The organism is Ruegeria sp. AE3 (genome assembly GCF_056542225.1).
This window is the reverse complement of sequence record NZ_JBQFZL010000018.1, coordinates 26,918-44,960: the sequence shown is the minus strand read 5'-3', so window position 1 is coordinate 44,960 and position 18,043 is coordinate 26,918. Positions and strand designations below refer to the sequence as shown.

Sequence of the window (18,043 nt, the reverse complement as noted above, 5' to 3'; positions counted from 1 at the left end):
CAAATCCCCATGCCGCTGCGGGCGAATAACCAACACACCCGACAACCCCGTCCGCTCAATCTCCATAACACCTAACCTCAACCGTCTGTTGCCTGTGTTAGGCGAGTATTGTCAGGCTGGGTGTCAATGCAAGGGTGATGCGCGAATTGCTGCTCAGATGATCGCAGACGGAAATGGCGGTTCGTTGCTTTACTGATCCCTCAAACCGCTAGGTCGCCTGCTGGTTCAGCATCTCAAGCACGGCGTCGCGTTCCGACAGAACCAGCAGCAAGGCTAGATCGCCCGGTTCCATCTGTTTCAGGATCATCGCGGCGGCCTCCGACGGGGATGCGGCCCTTTGGATCTGGGTCTTGTCATATCCCTGTTCCAGGGCAGACTTTTCGATCAGGTCCGGTATCTCTCCCAATGAGCGGCCCCGTAGATACCCTTCCAGTTCAGCAGCAACGACCACGTCGGGTTGGAAATTCAACGCGGTTGCAGTGACGTCCCGAATGTCCTGATCCGAGCGATCTCCGGCATGGCTGAGCATGATGAACCGCCGTTTTGCTGGCAGGGCCGACAGCGCATCGCACACGGCAGAAATCGAATGCGGGTTATGCGCGAAATCCACGAAAACCTGAGCGCCGTTGTATAGGAATTCGTTACAGCGACCCGGATTGTCCCTGGCATCCGGTTTGAACCCGGCCAACCCATGCCGCACCGCCTCAAGCGTCAGCTTCAAAGCCAGCGCAAGGCACATAGCCGCCAGAGCGTTCAGGATGTTGTATTTCGCGGCCCCGCCCATGGTCAGGGGCACGTCGGACACAGCTATGACCACCTGCTCGGACCGGCCGTCGAAAAAGACGATATTGCCCTGCGAAACATAAGCGCAGCATGTTCCCGCGTCCCGCGCCCGACGGATCAGATCACTCCCGGCATCCAGAGAAAACCACCAGATATTTGCCGTAGTGTTTTCGGCCTCGGCACGGACAAAAGGATCATCGGCATTCAGGGCCAGAACGCCGCCCTTGGTCAGTGTCCGGTGCACGGCGAATTTCGCCTGAGCCAGCTCGGGCACCGTGTTGACGCCGTATTGCCCCAGATGATCGTTCGCCACGTTGGTGACAGTGGCGGCCATGGCGGCACGTGTCGGCAGGCCGCGGCGCAGGATACCCCCACGGGCCACTTCGAGGCAGCCGATTTCAAGCCGCTTGTCGCGTAGCAACATCCGCCCTCCGCCGGGGCCGGAATAATCGCCGCGATCCAGAATATCATCACCCACCCGCACAAACTCGGTCGAGGTCAGTCCCGCGACCTTGCCCGAGGCGCGGGCGATGGCCTCCAGCAACCGGGTCGTCGTGGTCTTGCCATTTGTTCCGGTGATGAAGGCGACGGGGATGTTGTGAAGGGCGGGCCAGTCCACGTCATCCGGGGCGGGCAATGCGTCGACAGGCCAGGTTTGACTGCCGGTGCCATGCCCGATGGAAATTTCGTCATCGTCGCACAGGATATCCACGCCATGCGCCTCGGCTGCCGTGATCAGGGCGATCAGCGCAGGATTGGCCTCCTTCGCCATGACGCCTTTGACGTCCCGGATCATCTGATCAAAATCGCCCGGCGTCGTCGCCAACAACTCTGCCGCACAGAAATGCCAGGCGGTCTGCGCTGCAAAGATCGAGGAATAAAGCTGATCCATCGGTGCCGAGATTGCCAGATTGACACCACCGGTGAAGGTACGGTGGGTCAGTGCCTGATCCTGCCAGCCAAGCGCATCAAGAACGCGCCGGGCATGTTTTTCCCACAGTGCAATGACCTGCGCGGGGTCGATATCAGTGAAAAACACATCCATCACCGCGCCGGGGTGATCCCATAACAGGCCGGGGCCGGTCAGACGCCGCGCGTCATCCACCTGAATATGATCAGCGGTCGCGCATTCAATGGTCAGCGCGGTTTCAAGCTCTTCGATCCGGTCCATTCCGGTGCCCTCGCTCAATCCGCGTCTTCGCTGACTTCACGCGCCAGTCTTACGCCGCGTTCGTCCCGGATCAGGTTCTGGTCGCTGTCGAACATGTCCTCGAACGTGGTGTCGGCGGGGCTGGTCCTGGGTGCCGCCTCGGTTTCAGAGGTTTCGCCATCGGAATTGAAGTAGATGATCTGTTTCCAGCACCGTGTGGTGTCATCGCCAAAGATCACCAGCAGATCGCCCGGTGCAGCCATTTCCAGCGCGGCGGTCACGGCCTCAACCTCATCCGGGATGATCGTGATCGCTTCATCTGGCGTCCCGCAATCGATCAGGGCCTGCCGCATCATTTGCGGCACTTCGTCATGCCCGCGACCCCGGCGACGGTCATCGGCCTTGCAGATGAAATGATCAAAATGCCCGGCGAGCGCTGCGGCTCCATCAACGATGTCTTCATCGCGGCGGTCGCCGGGCATCGCAACAACGCACAGCCTGCGGCCCTTGACGTCCAACTGATCGGCCAATGCGGCCATCGCTTTCAGCGCGGCTGGGTTGTGGCCGTAATCAAGAATCACTTTGAAGGGATGTTCATCATAGACGTTCATCCGCCCCGGCGCTTGGAAATAACTGGTGTCGAAAGTGCGCAGACCATGCCGGATATTGTCCAGATCGACCCCAAAACTATAGGCCATTGCCGCCGCGACCATGGCGTTTTGCACGTTGAAGATCGCCTTGCCCTCAAGGGTGGCGGGGATCAGATGCGACCACAGAACCGGGATGTGAAGCCCTTTGTCATAGATGGTCAGCATGTCGCCATTCATGCCTTTTTCCAGCACGATGGCTTTGCCCCCTGTCTTGATATGTTCCTTTACCAGACTGTGACCGGGGTTGGTCGTGACATAGAAGATCTGATCCGCCCCGGCATAATCGGCCATTTTCAGACAATTGATGTCGTCGGCGTTCAGCACGGCCGTATCGGTCGCGCTTTCCACCACCACCCGTTTGACGACGGCCAGCTCCTCTACCGTGTTGATCCCGCCCAGACCCAGATGATCTGCCGAGACGTTCAGACAGGCCGCCACGTTCGAGCGTTGATAGCCCAGACCCGAGCGCACCAGCCCGCCCCGCGCGGTTTCCATCACCGCAAAATCGACCATCGGATCACGCAGGACGATCTGTGCCGATTTCGGGCCGGTCATGTCCCCCTTGACGCTCAGCTTGCCATCCACATAGACGCCGTCGGTCGAGGTCATGCCAACGATTTTGCCGCTGGTTTTCATGATATGACCCAGCATCCGCGACGTGGTCGTCTTGCCGTTGGTGCCGGTTATGGCCGCAATCGGGATGCGGGTCTGTTCATTGGGGGGGAACAGCATGTCGATGACCTTGCCTGCCACATCGCGCGGCTGACCTTCGGACGGGGCCACATGCATCCGGAAACCGGGGGCGGCGTTTACTTCGACAATCGCGCCACCGATATCCTTGTAGGATTTAGTGATATCGTCGATCAGGAAATCGACACCGCCCACATCCAGCCCGACGGCCATGATGGCGCGTTCGGCCATGTCGCGGTTGTCGGGATGCACCACGTCGGTCAGGTCGATGGCGGTGCCACCCGTTGACAGGTTCGCGGTCGAGCGCAGATAGAAAACCTCGCCCTCGGGCAAGACAGTGTCTTCCGTCACGCCCGCATTCTCCATCAGGCGGTTAGCCTGATTGTCCAGCTCGAGCCTGGTCAGCACTTTTTCATGCCCGATGCCCCGACGCGGGTCTTGGTTCACGATGTCGACCAATTCGGCAATCGTATGGGTGCCGTCGCCTATTACATGGCCGGGGACGCGTTTGGCCACCGCAACCAGTTTGTCGTTCACGACCAGCATCCGGTGATCAAAGCCGGTGATGAAGCTTTCAACCAGAATGGCGCGGCTGCGTGAATGCTCCTTGGCCTCGGCAAAGCCCGCCTCGACCTCGGCATCGGAATTCAGATTGATCGACACGCCGCGCCCATGGTTGGCGTCCAACGGTTTGACCACCACCGGAAACCCGATCCGCGCTGCCGCACGCACGGCCTCGCGGGCCGAATAGACCATGCGTTGCTGCGGTACCGGCAGGCCAAGATCGTTCAGCAGATTATGGGTGTCTTCCTTGTCGCAGGAAATCTCGACCGAGATATGCTTGGTCTCGGACGTAATTGTCGCCTGAATGCGTTTCTGAAACTTGCCGTGTCCGAATTGCACAAGCGAGCCGGAATTCAGCCTGATCCACGGGATGTCGCGTTCCTGCGCCGCCTTGACCAGCGATCCGGTCGACGGGCCAAATTCCTTGCGTTGCGCCCTCAGCACAAAGCTGCGCAGTTCTTCATCCCAGTTGAAGTCCGGGTCGAATTCGTAATCCACCTGATCTTTCAGGGATTGCGGCAGCAGGTGCATCAGCAACCGCATCGCCAAATTGCCCGCATCCAGACCGACGTCACGCTGGCGGTATTCATAGACCATATTGTACTGGCCCGGCTCACCTGTGCCGCGCGTACGGCCAAAGGTCACGTCGGACCCGGCCACGTTCTGCACTTCGATGGCGCAATGTTCCAGCACATGCCCCAACCAGGTGCCTTCATCCTCGCGCAGGCGGCGGATGAAGCCGCCGGGTTCGCGATAGGAGCAGCCATGTTCCGCCAGACCGGGAAGCGCCTTGATCAAGGCGTCAATAAACTCGGAACCAATCCTTGCCGAGGGCCACTCTTCCAGAACACCTAGATCGATGACGTGGCGAATGACCGGAAAACTTGCCCAGACATTTGGACCGACAAAGACATTGGTCGAGATTATTTTCATGAGGCTCCCCGTTGGTTAGCTATTATTCCCCCCGCTGGCGGCCTCTTGACCGGACATGTCCGGCAATGTGCAGAACGCCATATGCTCATCCGGCGGAAAAGCCTGGCGAGCCGTCAGATCATAACGGCACCCTTCGCCCAGAACGTCAAGCCGAAGTCCAAGCAGGCTCAGTGCTTCACCGCGGCGCGCGTCCCACATCGATGAATGGGTCAGATGACTGGCGTCCACGACGGTAACCGATCCACTGCCCACGACTTCAAGGACATTATCGGGTCCGATGAAGGCTGCCGTGTCTTCGTCGATACCCAGTCCGATCAAAAAAGGGTTGAAAGATGAAGCAGTTAACAAACGTCCCAGCCGATTGCGCTGTGTGAAATGCTGGTCGATGATGACGGCGTTGGTCAAGCCCATGCCCGGAGCCAGCGTGATATTGCCCTCAGCCGGGGCCGAGTTGCTGCTGCCCCCGGCCACCATGTGTTCGGACATGATCGATGCCCCGGCTGAAGTGCCGGCAACCGGCACACCGGCCGCATTCCGACGGCGAATTTTCTGTGCCACAAGCGTGCCACCCAGAATCGCCGACAGCCGCAGCTGATTGCCACCGGTCATGAAAACCCCTGTGGCGCGGTCTAGCATCTCGGCATAATCGGGATTATCGCAATCGGCACGCCGCGAGATGGGCAGAAATTCGACCTTGCCCGCACCCAGTTCGGAAAAGATGCGATTGTAATCCGGTCCGGTCTCTTCCAGCATCGAGGCTGTCGGGATCACGACAATATCGGCATTCCCACCCCCTGAAAGCTCTACGAACTTACGGTGGATCTGCATTTCCTTGACGCGGTCTTCGCCGCCGCCGATCGGGATGATGAACCCGCGCGGGGTCTCTGCATCAACGGGTGCAGGGCACATATCTTACTTACCTTCCGGTATAAAAGCAGCCAGCCATCGGGGCCACTCGGACGCTTAATCTGTTCATACATGCCGTGTCGGGCCATCTGACCTTATCGGACATGCCGTTCCCCCCAGCGACATCACATGCCGCACGGCAGGGATTTCGTCAAGAACCACCGGTTTTGTGCCTGCTTCAGCCTGCCAGTGCCAAACCCTGCGCGACAAAAGCAATCCCCCCGAAACATCAAAGCTCCGGGGGGATCAGAATGTCCGTCAGTTTGCGCGCTGGTTCAGATGTCGAATTTGACACCCTGCGCCAGCGGGAGCTCTGCCGAGTAGTTCACGGTGTTGGTCTGGCGGCGCATATAGGCCTTCCACGCGTCCGAGCCGCTTTCGCGTCCGCCACCGGTTTCTTTCTCGCCTCCGAATGCGCCACCGATCTCGGCGCCCGAGGGGCCGATGTTGACGTTGGCAATACCGCAATCCGACCCCGCCGCAGTCAGGAATTGCTCGGCCTCGCGCATGTTCAGCGTGAACACACAGGATGACAGCCCTTGCGGCACATCGTTTTGAATCTGGATCGCATCGTCAAAATCGTCATAGCCCATGACATAAAGGATCGGTGCGAATGTCTCGGTTTTCACGACCGCACTTTGGCCGGGCATTTCGACGATTGCGGGCTGCATATAGACACCCGCAGGAAGCCCTGCGGTCACGCGCGCGCCGCCAAACACGGTGCCGCCTTCGGCCCTTGCGGCTTCCAGTGCGGCTGTCATGGCGGCACCCGATGCCTCATCTACCAGTGGCCCGATCAACGTGCCCTCAGACAGCGGATTGCCGATGGGCAGACCAGCATAAGCCTTTTTCAGGCGGCTCACCAGTTCCTCGCGGATCGAGTTGTGCACGATCAGACGGCGCAGCGTCGTACAGCGCTGACCGGCGGTCCCAACGGCCGAGAAGACAATGGCGCGCACGGCCATTTCCAGATCCGCCGAAGGGCCAACGATCATCGCGTTGTTGCCACCCAGTTCCAGAATGCACTTGCCAAAGCGTGCCGCTACAATGGGCGCAACTGCACGACCCATACGTGTCGAACCCGTGGCCGAGATGATCGGAACATCTTCGCTGGCCACCAGCGCCTCGCCCAACTCCGCGCCACCGATCAGGACCTGAAGTAACCCTTCGGGGGCATCGCCAAACCGCACCAGCGCGCGTTCAAAGATCTTCTGGCAGGCCATCGCTGTCAGCGGGGTCTTCTCGGACGGTTTCCAGACCACCGGATCGCCACAAACCAGTGCCAAAGCGGCGTTCCACGACCAGACGGCAACCGGGAAATTGAAGGCCGAGATCACCCCGACCGGGCCCGCCGGATGCCAGGTTTCCATCATCCGGTGCCCCGGACGTTCCGATGCGATGGTCAGACCGTAAAGCTGACGCGACAGACCAACGGCAAAGTCGCAGATGTCGATCATCTCCTGCACTTCGCCCAGACCTTCGGACGTGATCTTGCCGGCCTCCCAGCTGACAAGCGCGCCCAGATCGTCCTTGGCGGCGCGCAGCTCTTCGCCCAACAGGCGGATCAGCTCGCCCCGACGCGGGGCCGGCACAACGCGCCACGCCTTGAACGCGGTTTTGGCGCGGGCAATGATCGCGTCCATTTCGGTGGCCGGAGTTTCATGCACGTCGGCCAGCAGGCTGCCGTCAATCGGCGACGTCACTTTCAGGGTGCCGCCCTTCAATGCGGCACCCGTCAGATCCAGATTTGCAAGCGTGGTTTGGGCTGTCATTACGATGTCTTTCATATCTCAGGCCGCCTTGTTTTGCCGGGTCACGTCACCAGCACGATACAGCTGGCCAAATTCTGTTTTCAGGAAGTCGTTCAGTTTGACCTGTTCCTGCCGGACAAACCCTTTCGAAGGCAGCGTGCCGGTACGCATCAGGTCAACGACGCCCAGAATACCCGCAGCTGTGGTGACCTGAATGGCACTCCAGACCTGTCCGTTGATGGTGCGGGCAAAGCTTTTGTTGATCAGGGATTTCTCGCGCAGAACGCCATTGATCATACCCTTGGCCGTACAATAGACCAGCACCACGTCCTGATCGGTGCGGGGCAGGGCGGTCTCGAAGATCTCTTTCAGCAGATCGCGGCGGCGTTCCAGCCCCAGATCGTGCAGCAGCAGTTTCAGGATTTCACAATGGCCGGGATACCGGATCGTGCGATAAGACACGGCCCGCGCCTTGCCTTCCAGTGTTTCCGGCAGCGTGCCCAATCCGCCCGAGGTGTTGAAACACTCGTATTCCACACCATCGTGACCCAGAATCTCGTAATCTTCCAGCGGCGCGGTCTTGACCAGTTTGCCGTTCACAATGGCGTCGCATGGATTGCAGTACTCGTTGATCAACCCATCGGTCGACCAGGTCAGATTGTACTTCAGCGCGTTGGTCGGATAAAGCGGCAGCGCGCCCACCCGCATATGCAGGCTGTCCAGCTCATCGAACTCCGCTGCAAGCGCGGCTCCGGAGATACCCACAAAACCAGGTGCCAGACCACATTGCGGCATGAAAGCTGTCTCACTGCCTTCGGCCAGTTGGCGTACGGCCTCGGTGGCCGCAACGTCTTCGGTCAGGTCGAAATAATGCGCGCCCGCCTCTTTGGCGGCCTTGGCAATGTTCGGGGTCAGAAAGAACGGTGCCGCTGAAACCACGGCGTTAAACCCGGTCAGTTCCTTTGCCAGACTGTCCGCATCCCGGGCATCAATCTGTTTCGTGCCAATACCAAGCCTTGTGATATCACCCAGTGCTTTCAGGTCATGGTCGGCCACGGTCACTGTATAGTTTGGCGAGGCCCTCAGCAGCGTCGCGATCATCTGACCGATCTTGCCTGCCCCGATTACGCAAATATTCCAGGACATCAACGTCTCCGTAAATTTCTGTTCCTGATATTATGGTGCAGGGCTGGCCAGACATTTCATAGGCCGCAATTTGACGAAGTGATCGACTAATCCGACATTTTGCCGGATCAATTGTCATTATGGCGTAACCGCCGTCAGGGGTTGAAATCGGCAGGCACCCCGAAAGGAGGAGAGCCAATACCAGTGCCCGTCAGGGAATGCAGAAATGCGACAAGGGCGGCGATTTCCACATCCGAAAGCGTCACTGGCGCAATGTCGATCCTGCTGCGCTGGCGTTCCATTTCGAACCGGTCTTCCCACACCACGAAATCCGCTTTTTGCAGCCAGGGAACCTTGGGCAACGCAGCCATGTCGGGTTTCCATTTGGCAAGGCTGGTCTGTGGGTCAAGATGGTGACGGATCATGCTTTCGAGGTCCGCAAAAGCACCGTTATGCCCGTAGGGCGCGGTCAGGGCGACATTGCGCAGCATCGGCGTGCGAAAGCGATAGGCGTCTTCCAGACGGTTGCTTTCCGCCATCCGTCCAACGTCCCGCGCATATGGGTCCCATTGCCGGGTCCGGCCCGGCCCGAAAGGGGGCAAACCTAGCGCGTGAAACTCTTGGTCCGACATCAACGGACCCGCATGGCAGGTCGCGCATCGCGCATTGCCATAAAACAGGTTCATCCCGTCTTTCTGGATGTCTGACAGCGCATCCTTGTCCCCGGCCAAGTACTGGTCGAATGGGCTGTCGGTGCTGCGCCACTCGATGGCCATGAAGGCCGCCAGCGCGTTGGCGATCTGGGTGATCGTGATGTCTTCGGTGGTCTCGATGTTGTCAAAAGCCGCGACTATGGCAGGGCCATAGCGCGGATCGGTCCGCACGCGTTTGGCAAGGATCGGCCAGCCCTTGTCGATCCTGTCGTGAACCGCGCCGGTCACCTGATTTTCAGCGACATTACCGGCCATCTCGAATTGCGCGGTCAGCGGGAACAAGGCCTGCGCCGCCAGAAGCGAGTTCAATCCCCCGGGCAGCCATTCCTGTGCAGGCGAATTGAACCCGTTGCCATAGAGGTCCGAGATGCTCAGGCGGCCATCGTGGAAAACGGTACGGATGTCCTTGGCCCCGAGGTTCCACAACCCCGGCGCATTTCGGGGAATGCGTTTGCGGATCTTGTCCGCCCCGGTACCCGGTGTGCGCTCCGGTCCAAGACCCTGTCCGCCTTCGCCGATCCCCAGGGACAACCCGTCAGAGGTGCCGAAATCGGGGTGATGGCAATGGGCGCACGAAATGTTCTGATTGCCTGACAGGATCGGATCGTAAAACAGTTGATGACCGATAGTGGCCTGTTCCATATCAAATGGGATAAAGTCATCATCTGTCAGCGGGCGCGGCAGGTCCTGCGCCACCGCGGCCCCCGCCCAAACGAGGACAATCGCCCAATGCGCCAGTTTCTCTTTACCCTTTGTTTTCTTGCGACCCCGGCTCTGGCTGAGCTGGAACAGGCCCGTGACATGATGGAGGCCGGAGAGTTTGAAGCCGCGCGCGCGGAACTGCTGCCCGCCGCCCGGTCGGGCAATGCCGAGGCCGAGGAACTGATTGGTGTGATGTACGGGCTGGGTCTTGGGGTCGAGCAGGACCACGAAAGGGCGTTTGAATGGTATCTGCGTGCCTCGATGAAGGGGCATCCGGGGGCGCAGTCGGGGGTCGGCTGGTACTACGAACTGGGTCTGGGATTGCCCGCCCCCGATCTGGTGCGGGCCTATATGTGGTACACGCTCAGCGCCATTGGCGGCGATCCCGATGCGGCGATCAGCCTTGAGGAAGTGATCAAGAAAATGTCGCCGGAGCAGATCGAGAAGGCGCATGTTCTGGTCAACGACTACAAAGGGTGGATGTACCCGTTTCGATAAGGGCCGGGCCACAAGGCCCGACCCGTCCGTTTAGTTCAGGTCTGCATTGCGCGAGGCGTTCACGTCCGCCTCAGCCGCCGTGACCGCTTCGGTCAGCGCGGCAAAGATTTCATCACCACGGGCAACATTGGTCTGGAACCAGTCATAGACAGGTGAAGCCGCGGCTTTGAACGCAGCCTTCTGCTCGGGTGTCGGGACATACAGGTCACCGCCACCTGCGACGAAGTCCTCATAGGCCTGAATCGATTTGCGCTTGGGCGAGGCAAAAGTGGCCTGTTGCAGGGCGTAGAACCCATCGACAACGACCCGGCGCATATCTTCGGGCATCGCCTGGAACTTGGCGTTGTTCATCCACCACAGCGCACCCATATAGGCGTGCCCGTCCAGCGTGACATATTGCAGGCCGGCATCCGGGAACTTCATGCCCATGATGTCGGTGATGCCGTTCTTGGACCCCTCGACGACGCCGGTCTGGAAGCTGGTGAAAAGTTCCGGCCACGGGATCGGCGTAGGTGACGCGCCCAGTGCCTTGACCAGTTCCTGTGGCAGGTCGGCGACAACGGTGCGAATTTTCAGACCTTCCATGTCGGCAGGCTCGGCCACCCGGTGTTTTGTATTGGCGAAGTTGCGCCAGCCGCCGGTGTTGCCGATGGTCATCAGGCGGATCGCGCCACCGGAATCCTCCAGCGCCATGTCGCGCATCTTGCGGGTGAAATCGCCCGACAGAACATGCTCGGCGATCCGGTCATCGGCCATCAGATAGGGCAGGTCCAGAACCTGCACATAGGGGAAGATGCCCGAGGCCCCGCCCGAGGTAGAGATATAGATATCGATGGTGCCATCCGCCACGCCTTGCAGGCATTCTGCACCGTTCGAACACAGCTGGGTGCCGATGAACAGCTCAACCTCGATGGCGCCGTTCGACGCCGCCTCGACATAGTTCTTGAAAACGATCAGACCGTCGTAATCCTCGTCATTTTCGTTCGAATTGGCAGTGGCGCGCAGCGTATAGTCCGCAGCCACCGCAGCGACCGCAGACGCGGCCACAAGCGATGTGGCAATCGCCGCTGTTTTGATGAAGTTTCCGAGCATGCGTTTCCTCCCTGTGATACTCAGTCAGTTTGCAAATCCCGTTATCCTCGGGATCGTCATGGATAGTGCGGGGATGTAGGTGATCAGAAAGATCACGATGATTTCGACCGCCAGAAACGGCAGGATCGCCTTGGCGATCGTCTCGACCCGCTCCCGCGACACGGCGGCGGCCACGAACAGCACCAGCCCCATGGGGGGCGTTGCAAGGCCGACGGTCAGATTGACGCTCATGATGATGGCGAAATGGATCGGGTCTACGCCGAGGCCAGTGAAAATGGGACCAAGGATCGGGCCAAGGATGATGATCGCGGGGCCTGCGTCCAGAAACATACCGACGATAAACAACAACAGGTTGATCAGAAACAACAGGATCAGCGGATTTTCCGACAGGCTGAGGATCAACGAGGCCAATTGTTCCGGGGCATGGCTCAGGCTGACTACGGTCTTGAACGCCATTGCTGCGCCAACCAGCAGCAGCACCACAGCCGACGTCATACCTGCATTGCTCAGAACATCCGGAATTTCCCTCAGGGTCAGTGTACGCAGAACGAAAAATCCGATGATAAAGGCGTAGCCCACAGCAACAGCGGCGGCCTCGGTCGGAGTAAAGATGCCCCCCAGAATGCCGCCCAGAATGATCACGGGCGTCATCAGTGGGAAGAACGCCTTGAGGCTGGCTTTGCGCCGCTCATCCCATGTGTATTTCCGGCTGGCGACGGGAAAATCGTACTTGTCGGCCATGAACTTGATCATCACCATCAGGCCGACACCCACCATGATCCCGGGCACGATCCCCGCAAGGAACAAGGCGGCCACACTTTCGCCCATGACATAGGCATAGATGATCATGATGCCCGAGGGCGGGATGATTGGCCCGATGACCGAACTCGCGGCCGTAATGGCGGCGGCGAATTTTCGGGTGTATCCCTGTTTTTCCATCGCCGGGATCAGCATCGAACCCAGGGCGGATGTATCAGCCACCGCTGATCCCGAAAGGCCCGCGAACAGGATCGAGCTCAGAACGTTTACATGCGCCAGCCCGCCGCGCAGATGGCCCATCAGCGCCTGGCTGAATTCGACAAGGCGGATGGTGATGCCGCCGCGGTTCATCATTTCACCGGCCAGCATGAAGAACGGGATGGCCATCAGCGGGAAACTGTCCATGCCGTTGTAGACATTACGATAAAGCAGGGTGATGTCGTTCGTCTGTCCGTTCAGCCACAGCAAGATGCCGGGTGCCGCCAGAAGCGCGAAAAAGACCGGCAGGCCAATCAGCAGGAAAATCAGGAACGTAGGCAGGAACCAGATCAGCATCTATTCGGCCCCCACGGCTGCGTCGGGAATGTCCGGCAACAGATGCGCGCCGCCAAGCAGGGTGACCACGGAACGCAGGATAAGCTCGATATTGACCGAGATCAGCAGAATGATCCCCACCAGCAGCGAGGCCATCATCCAGCTGCGCGGAATGCGGTACCACTCGTCAAACCCAAGCGATGTCGGCAGGTACAGGGCGGCGGTTGCAAACCTGCCGCCAAAGCCCGTGACCTCGGACCAGCCGATTTTGACCGCAACCAAAAGCACGGCCAGCGAGATCAGTAGGAGGAACAGATTGAGTGACAGGCCGAGCATACGCGGCAGAAACCGTTGCAGCATGTCGATAGCTACAAAACCGCCGCGCCGAAAGGCCGTCGGTGCCATCAACCCGGTCATCCACAACATGCAGAACCGCGCGGCCTCATCCGGCCAGGGCAGGGCGTTGCCCAGAACGTATCGGAAGAACACCTGAATCAGGATTGCGATGACCATGAAAGCAATCGCAACGACGCCAACCGCGCGGCCCAGACGCAGCGCGGTTTCGTTCACGAATGCAACCGGCGCAAGCACCGATGCCAGTCCGCCCATGCGGATCCTCCCTTGTTCAGCCGCAGGTGTGTCCCGCGGTCGTCAGATCGCGCTTAGTGCTGCGCGAATTGGCCCATTTTCCCGGCGTAGAACGTCAGCGCGTCGCCGTCGCTCATGCTGGCCTTCAGGACTTTGCCCACCACGATCACGTGATCGCCCGCGTCGTGATAGGCATGTTGTTCGCATTCAAATCGTGCCAGGCAATCCGACAGCAGCGGGGTGCCGTTTGCACAGCGCTCATGCCGGATGTCGCGCAGTGCATGGGCATCTTTCGAGCATCCAAAACACAGCTCGGCCTGCGCCGACGATAACACATGCACCGTGAAATGCCGTGCCGCGCGAAAATAGGGGAACCGTCGCGAGTTGCGGTCGCCAGCCCACATGATCAGTGGCGGGTCCAGCGACAGTGACGAAAAGCTGTTGGCCGTGATGCAGATAGGGCCATCACCGCTGTCGCATGTCACGATGGTAACGCCGGTTGCAAACCGACCAAAAGCATCCCGCAGGGTCCGGGTGTCGTCCTTATGTGGCACAAAGGTGTGGGTCATATTCCTTGAGATTGCGTTCATCATGCTACCTCATGCCCCAGCGCCGCCTCGTACAGGCGGAACCAGGTTTCGCGGTCTATGGTGACGTTCAACGCGTCTGAGATGCGTTTGATACGGTTCAGGTTGTTGGTGCCCAGAACCGGCAGAATGCCCGCCGGATGAGCCAGCAGGAAGGCGACGGCCACAGCGGCCCGGTCTACACCGAACTCCTCCGCGATTTCATCAGCGACAACCCCGACGGGCGGGTTCCCGGCCATCAGCAGCCCACCCCCCAGCGGCGACCACGCCATAAGGTGGTGCCCATGCTGCTGGTGAAACGCCAGATCGCCATTGGTGAAAGGGGCGATCGCGCCCAGTGAGATCTCGATCTGGTTGGTGACCAGCCGGGTTTTCATCGCCGATTGCAGCAGGGTCCAGTCCCACGGGCGGAAGTTCGAAACACCAATCGCGCCCACCTTGCCGCTGGCGACAGCCTCATCCAGCGCGGCCCCGGTTTCGTGGTGGTCCATGAACGGATCAGGACGGTGGATCAGCAGCAGATCGATGTGGTCGATGGCCATTTCCGACAGGGACATGTCGATGGATTTCAGGATATGCGCGCGCGAGGTGTCATAGTATTTGACCTTCGCATCGGAATGCCGCCCCACAGGCGCGACGATGTCACATTTGGTGACGATCTCCATGTTCTGGCGCAGGCCGGGATTGGCGCGCAAGGCGTTGCCCAGAACGGCTTCGGCCGCGTAACCACCATAAATATCGGCCTGATCGAAGGTGGTGATGCCCTGATCAAGACAGGCCTGAATTTTGGCCTCGACATGCCCTGCCGAGGTGTCGCTATCGTCACCCAGCCGCCACATGCCATAGACAAGGCGGCTCATTTCCAGTGTGTCGGATAGTTTCACACGTTGCATCAGCGGCGCACTCCGTTGCCCAGCGGTGTGGCCGGGGGTGTCTTGGGCACACGCCCGTAGGCTTCGGGAAGCGAGCAGGTTTTCAGATGCGGCATCACACGAGCACCGAAATGCTTGGCCTCATCCATGTGCGGATAGCCTGAGAAGATGAACGCGCGAATGCCCATCTTCCGGTAATCTTCGATCTTTGACATGACCTGATCGGTTGATCCAACCAGTGCCGCACCACAGCCCGAGCGGGCGCGGCCGACGCCGGTCCACAAACCGGGTTCCACATAGCCATATTCATCCGCCAGATCACGATTCCTGGCCTGATGCGCTACGCCAAGCGACGTTGCATCCAACGCCCGTTCGCGGATCGCGCGGCCATAGTCGTCATCCAGTTTTGAAACGATGTAATCCGCGTATTCCTGCGCCTCGGCTTCGGTATCGCGAACGATCATGTGAACCCGCAAGCCATAGTCGAGCGTACGGTCATAATTTTCGGCCACTGCATGAACAGCTTTCATCCGCTCGGCCAGTTGATCCTTGGTTTCCGGCCACATCAGGTACACATCGCAATGCTCGCCGCACAGCTCCAGCGCCGAGGGCGAATAACCGCCGAAATACAGCAGCGGCCCGCCAGTCTGATAGGGCCGCGCCGGGTCCGTTGTCAGACCTGTAAAGTTGTAGACCTCGCCCGCATGGTTGATTTCCTCCTGCGTCCAGGCCTGTTTCAGGATCTCGACCACTTCGCGCGACCGTTGATAACGATAGGCACTGCCGGCCTTTTCGCCGGGAAAATCGGATGAAATGATGTTGACGGTCAGCCGCCCCTTCAACATGTGATCCAAAGTCGCGATCGTGCGGGCCAGCATGATCGGCTGCATCTCGCCGCAGCGCACGGCGGCCAAAAGGTTGATCTTCTGCGTGATCGGCGCACACCCGGCGACAAAGCTCAGCGTGTCCTGCCCAACCTGATACGATGACGGGCACAGGATGTTGCGGAACCCCTGCGCCTCGGCCTCCTTCACGATGGCCGAGCAATGCTCCCAGCTGGACCGCAGATCACCATCAGGCACACCCAGGAACTGATAATCGTCCGAACATAAGGCGGCGAACCACGAAACCTCGGCCGCATCCAGATCAGGGGATGTGATGGGGACGATGGTCATTTGATTCACGCTCCGTGCATCTTTTACTTTCCTCTTGCGTAGCAATCACATTGATGTAGATCAATAGTGTATCAATTTTTCCTGCGACCGAATGAAGCGCCTGAAATGCCCCCCAACACCCGAAACCCCAATGCCCTGCCTATCTACGTTCAGATTGCCGAGCTGCTGATCCGCGATGTCGCTGCGGGCCGCTTGATCGATGGTGAGCGTCTGCCCCCAGAACGCGACATGGCGGCCGAGCTGAACGTGTCGGTCGGCACGCTGCGAAAATCTCTCGCAGAGCTTGAGAAAAAAGGCATGTTGGAGCGTATTCAGGGGTCAGGAAATTACATCCGCGAGACCGGAACTCAGAACAGCGTCTACGCGATGTTCCGGCTGGAACTGCCCCAAGGGGGCGGGTTGCCGCGTGCGGATATCCTGTCCGTCGATCATCTGAAGAAACCTTCCGATCTGCCGGATTTTGGCACCTCGGACACCGGATCGCGCGTACGTCGGATGCGCTATCTGAATGACACAATCATCGCGGTCGAGGAAATTTGGCTGGACGAATCAGCCGGCCTGATCAAGCGAAGCCTGCTGTCGGACTCGCTCTACCGCTATTATCAGCACCAGCTGGGTTTCTGGATATCACGGGCCGAAGATCGCGTATCGATTGGCCAGCTGCCCGATTGGACGCCCGCGGCGTTCACCAAAGCCGCGGGTGAAACGGTGGGTTATATCGAACGGTTCAGCTGGTCGGACAAGGCCGAACCTGTCGAATTTTCAAAGACCTGGTTCGACCCGGACCGGGCCACCTATGTCCAACGTCTGAAGTAAAAGGAAACGCGCATGACCCAGACCATCAATTACGGGCTGATCGGATGTGGCATGATGGGGCAGGAACACCTGCACAACATCGCCCTGCTGGACGGCACGCGTGTTGCGGCGATATTCGAACCCGATCCCGGGATGGCAAACGCCGCGCGGGCGATTGCGCCGGGTGCGGTTCTGGCACGCTCGGTGCAAGAGGTGTTGGATATCGAAGACCTGGACTGCCTTGTCATAGCCAGCCCAAATCACCTGCATGTCGACCAGATCTGTGAAATCGCGCAAACGCGCCCCTTGCCGCTATTGGTGGAAAAGCCCCTGTTCACCAACCCCCAGGATGCCGCAAGGCTGGCGAAGGTTCAGCGCGACTATCCACACCCGATCTGGGTCGCAATGGAATACCGCTATATGCCGCCCATCGCGACCCTGATCGACAAGATCGGGGACACAGGCGGGGTCAGGATGCTGTCGATCCGGGAACATCGCTTTCCGTTTCTGCGGAAAGTCGGCGACTGGAACCGGTTCAACCGCAACACCGGCGGAACCTTTGTCGAGAAATGCTGCCACTTCTTCGATCTGATGCGGCTGATCCTGCAATCTGACCCTGTGCGGATCACCGCAAGCGGTGGGCAGGCGGTGAATCATCTGGACGAAACCTACGGGGGTGAAACACCCGATATACTGGATCATGGCTATGTTCTGGTCGATTTCGCCAATGGCGCGCGCGCGATGCTCGAGCTGTGCATGTTCGCCGAAGGCGCCCGCTATCAGGAGGAGATTTCGGCCATCGGACCCAAAGCCAAGGTCGAGGCTCTGGTGCCGGGGCCGGGGCGGTTCTGGCCCGACCATCTGGGAACGCCGCCAGTGCCGCAGGTCATCGTCAGCCCGCGGGACCCCAAGGGGCCAATGTCGCAGGATATCCCTGTCGATCCCCGTTTGCTGGCTGCCGGAGATCACAACGGCTCGACCTATTATCAGCACAAGGGGTTTCTGGATCTGGTGCGCGGGCACAAGGCCGAACCGGATGTGACAGTGCATGACGGTTTGTGGGCGGTGCGAATGGGATTGGCGGCGCAGCAGGCCCTGCAAACCGGCGAAACGGTTCACCTTAAGCACCCTTAGACTGACACCAGGCAGGTTCAGGGCAGAACCCTCTGCGGCGAC

Annotated in this window: 15 protein-coding genes; 3 read left to right on the top strand and 12 right to left on the bottom strand. The window is 59.5% G+C overall.

The features are described 5' to 3' along the window. Nucleotides 1-208: 208 nt before the first annotated feature. From ACR0NZ_RS19080 to ACR0NZ_RS19055, 6 genes are all read right to left on the bottom strand, one after another. Nucleotides 209-1,972 (bottom strand): Mur ligase family protein, encoded by a 1,764-nt coding sequence (locus ACR0NZ_RS19080; RefSeq protein ID WP_480521102.1) that lies wholly within the window; start codon nucleotides 1,970-1,972, stop codon nucleotides 209-211. Continuing rightward, nucleotides 1,969-4,770 carry a cyanophycin synthetase gene (cphA, locus tag ACR0NZ_RS19075; RefSeq protein ID WP_480521100.1) on the bottom strand — a complete coding sequence of 934 codons (2,802 nt, stop codon included), beginning with the start codon at nucleotides 4,768-4,770 and terminating at the stop codon, nucleotides 1,969-1,971. The genes ACR0NZ_RS19080 and cphA overlap by 4 nt, the downstream gene beginning before the upstream one ends. Before the next feature lie 15 nt (nucleotides 4,771-4,785). Next, complete coding sequence (locus tag ACR0NZ_RS19070; RefSeq protein ID WP_480521098.1) at nucleotides 4,786-5,679, bottom strand: cyanophycinase; 894 nt, start codon at nucleotides 5,677-5,679, stop codon at nucleotides 4,786-4,788. A gap of 272 nt (nucleotides 5,680-5,951) precedes the next feature. Continuing rightward, nucleotides 5,952-7,463, bottom strand: a complete 1,512-nt coding sequence (amaB, locus tag ACR0NZ_RS19065; protein WP_480521096.1) for an L-piperidine-6-carboxylate dehydrogenase — start codon at nucleotides 7,461-7,463, stop codon at nucleotides 5,952-5,954. A gap of 3 nt (nucleotides 7,464-7,466) precedes the next feature. Then, on the bottom strand, nucleotides 7,467-8,573 hold the full coding sequence (locus tag ACR0NZ_RS19060; RefSeq protein ID WP_480496091.1) for a saccharopine dehydrogenase family protein: 1,107 nt from the start codon (nucleotides 8,571-8,573) through the stop codon (nucleotides 7,467-7,469). 134 nt (nucleotides 8,574-8,707) lie between these two features. Further along, nucleotides 8,708-9,961, bottom strand: coding sequence for a cytochrome-c peroxidase (locus tag ACR0NZ_RS19055; RefSeq protein ID WP_480521094.1), 1,254 nt, complete (start codon nucleotides 9,959-9,961; stop codon nucleotides 8,708-8,710). Nucleotides 9,962-9,994: 33 nt separating this feature from the next. Between ACR0NZ_RS19055 and ACR0NZ_RS19050 the strand changes: the two genes are divergently transcribed. Continuing rightward, entirely contained in the window at nucleotides 9,995-10,465 is a 471-nt protein-coding gene (locus ACR0NZ_RS19050) for a tetratricopeptide repeat protein (RefSeq protein ID WP_480477549.1), read from the top strand. Nucleotides 10,466-10,495: 30 nt separating this feature from the next. Here ACR0NZ_RS19050 and ACR0NZ_RS19045 read toward each other — a convergent pair whose 3' ends face one another. Genes ACR0NZ_RS19045 through ACR0NZ_RS19020 form a run of 6 tightly spaced genes read right to left on the bottom strand, consistent with a single transcriptional unit; the run spans nucleotide 10,496 to nucleotide 16,072 of the window. Continuing rightward, nucleotides 10,496-11,557, bottom strand: coding sequence for a TRAP transporter substrate-binding protein (locus ACR0NZ_RS19045; protein ID WP_480477547.1), 1,062 nt, complete (start codon nucleotides 11,555-11,557; stop codon nucleotides 10,496-10,498). Between the two features lie 24 nt (nucleotides 11,558-11,581). Beyond that, nucleotides 11,582-12,871, bottom strand: coding sequence for a TRAP transporter large permease (locus ACR0NZ_RS19040; RefSeq protein WP_480477545.1), 1,290 nt, complete (start codon nucleotides 12,869-12,871; stop codon nucleotides 11,582-11,584). After that, nucleotides 12,872-13,459, bottom strand: coding sequence for a TRAP transporter small permease (locus tag ACR0NZ_RS19035; protein WP_480521092.1), 588 nt, complete (start codon nucleotides 13,457-13,459; stop codon nucleotides 12,872-12,874). Nucleotides 13,460-13,512: 53 nt separating this feature from the next. Further along, nucleotides 13,513-14,028 (bottom strand): flavin reductase family protein, encoded by a 516-nt coding sequence (locus ACR0NZ_RS19030; protein ID WP_480477541.1) that lies wholly within the window; start codon nucleotides 14,026-14,028, stop codon nucleotides 13,513-13,515. After that, nucleotides 14,028-14,918 carry an aldo/keto reductase gene (locus ACR0NZ_RS19025; protein WP_480521090.1) on the bottom strand — a complete coding sequence of 297 codons (891 nt, stop codon included), beginning with the start codon at nucleotides 14,916-14,918 and terminating at the stop codon, nucleotides 14,028-14,030. The genes ACR0NZ_RS19030 and ACR0NZ_RS19025 overlap by 1 nt, the downstream gene beginning before the upstream one ends. Further along, nucleotides 14,918-16,072: an LLM class flavin-dependent oxidoreductase gene (locus ACR0NZ_RS19020; RefSeq protein ID WP_480521088.1), complete on the bottom strand. Its 1,155-nt coding sequence runs from the start codon at nucleotides 16,070-16,072 to the stop codon at nucleotides 14,918-14,920. Before ACR0NZ_RS19020 ends, ACR0NZ_RS19025 begins: the two co-directional genes overlap by 1 nt. Nucleotides 16,073-16,177: 105 nt before the next feature. Here ACR0NZ_RS19020 and ACR0NZ_RS19015 point away from each other — a divergent pair, with 105 nt between their 5' ends. Both ACR0NZ_RS19015 and ACR0NZ_RS19010 read left to right on the top strand, forming a co-directional pair. Then, entirely contained in the window at nucleotides 16,178-16,888 is a 711-nt protein-coding gene (locus tag ACR0NZ_RS19015) for a GntR family transcriptional regulator (RefSeq protein ID WP_480477535.1), read from the top strand. 12 nt (nucleotides 16,889-16,900) lie between these two features. After that, complete coding sequence (locus ACR0NZ_RS19010; protein WP_480521086.1) at nucleotides 16,901-18,001, top strand: Gfo/Idh/MocA family protein; 1,101 nt, start codon at nucleotides 16,901-16,903, stop codon at nucleotides 17,999-18,001. Nucleotides 18,002-18,043: the final 42 nt, after the last annotated feature.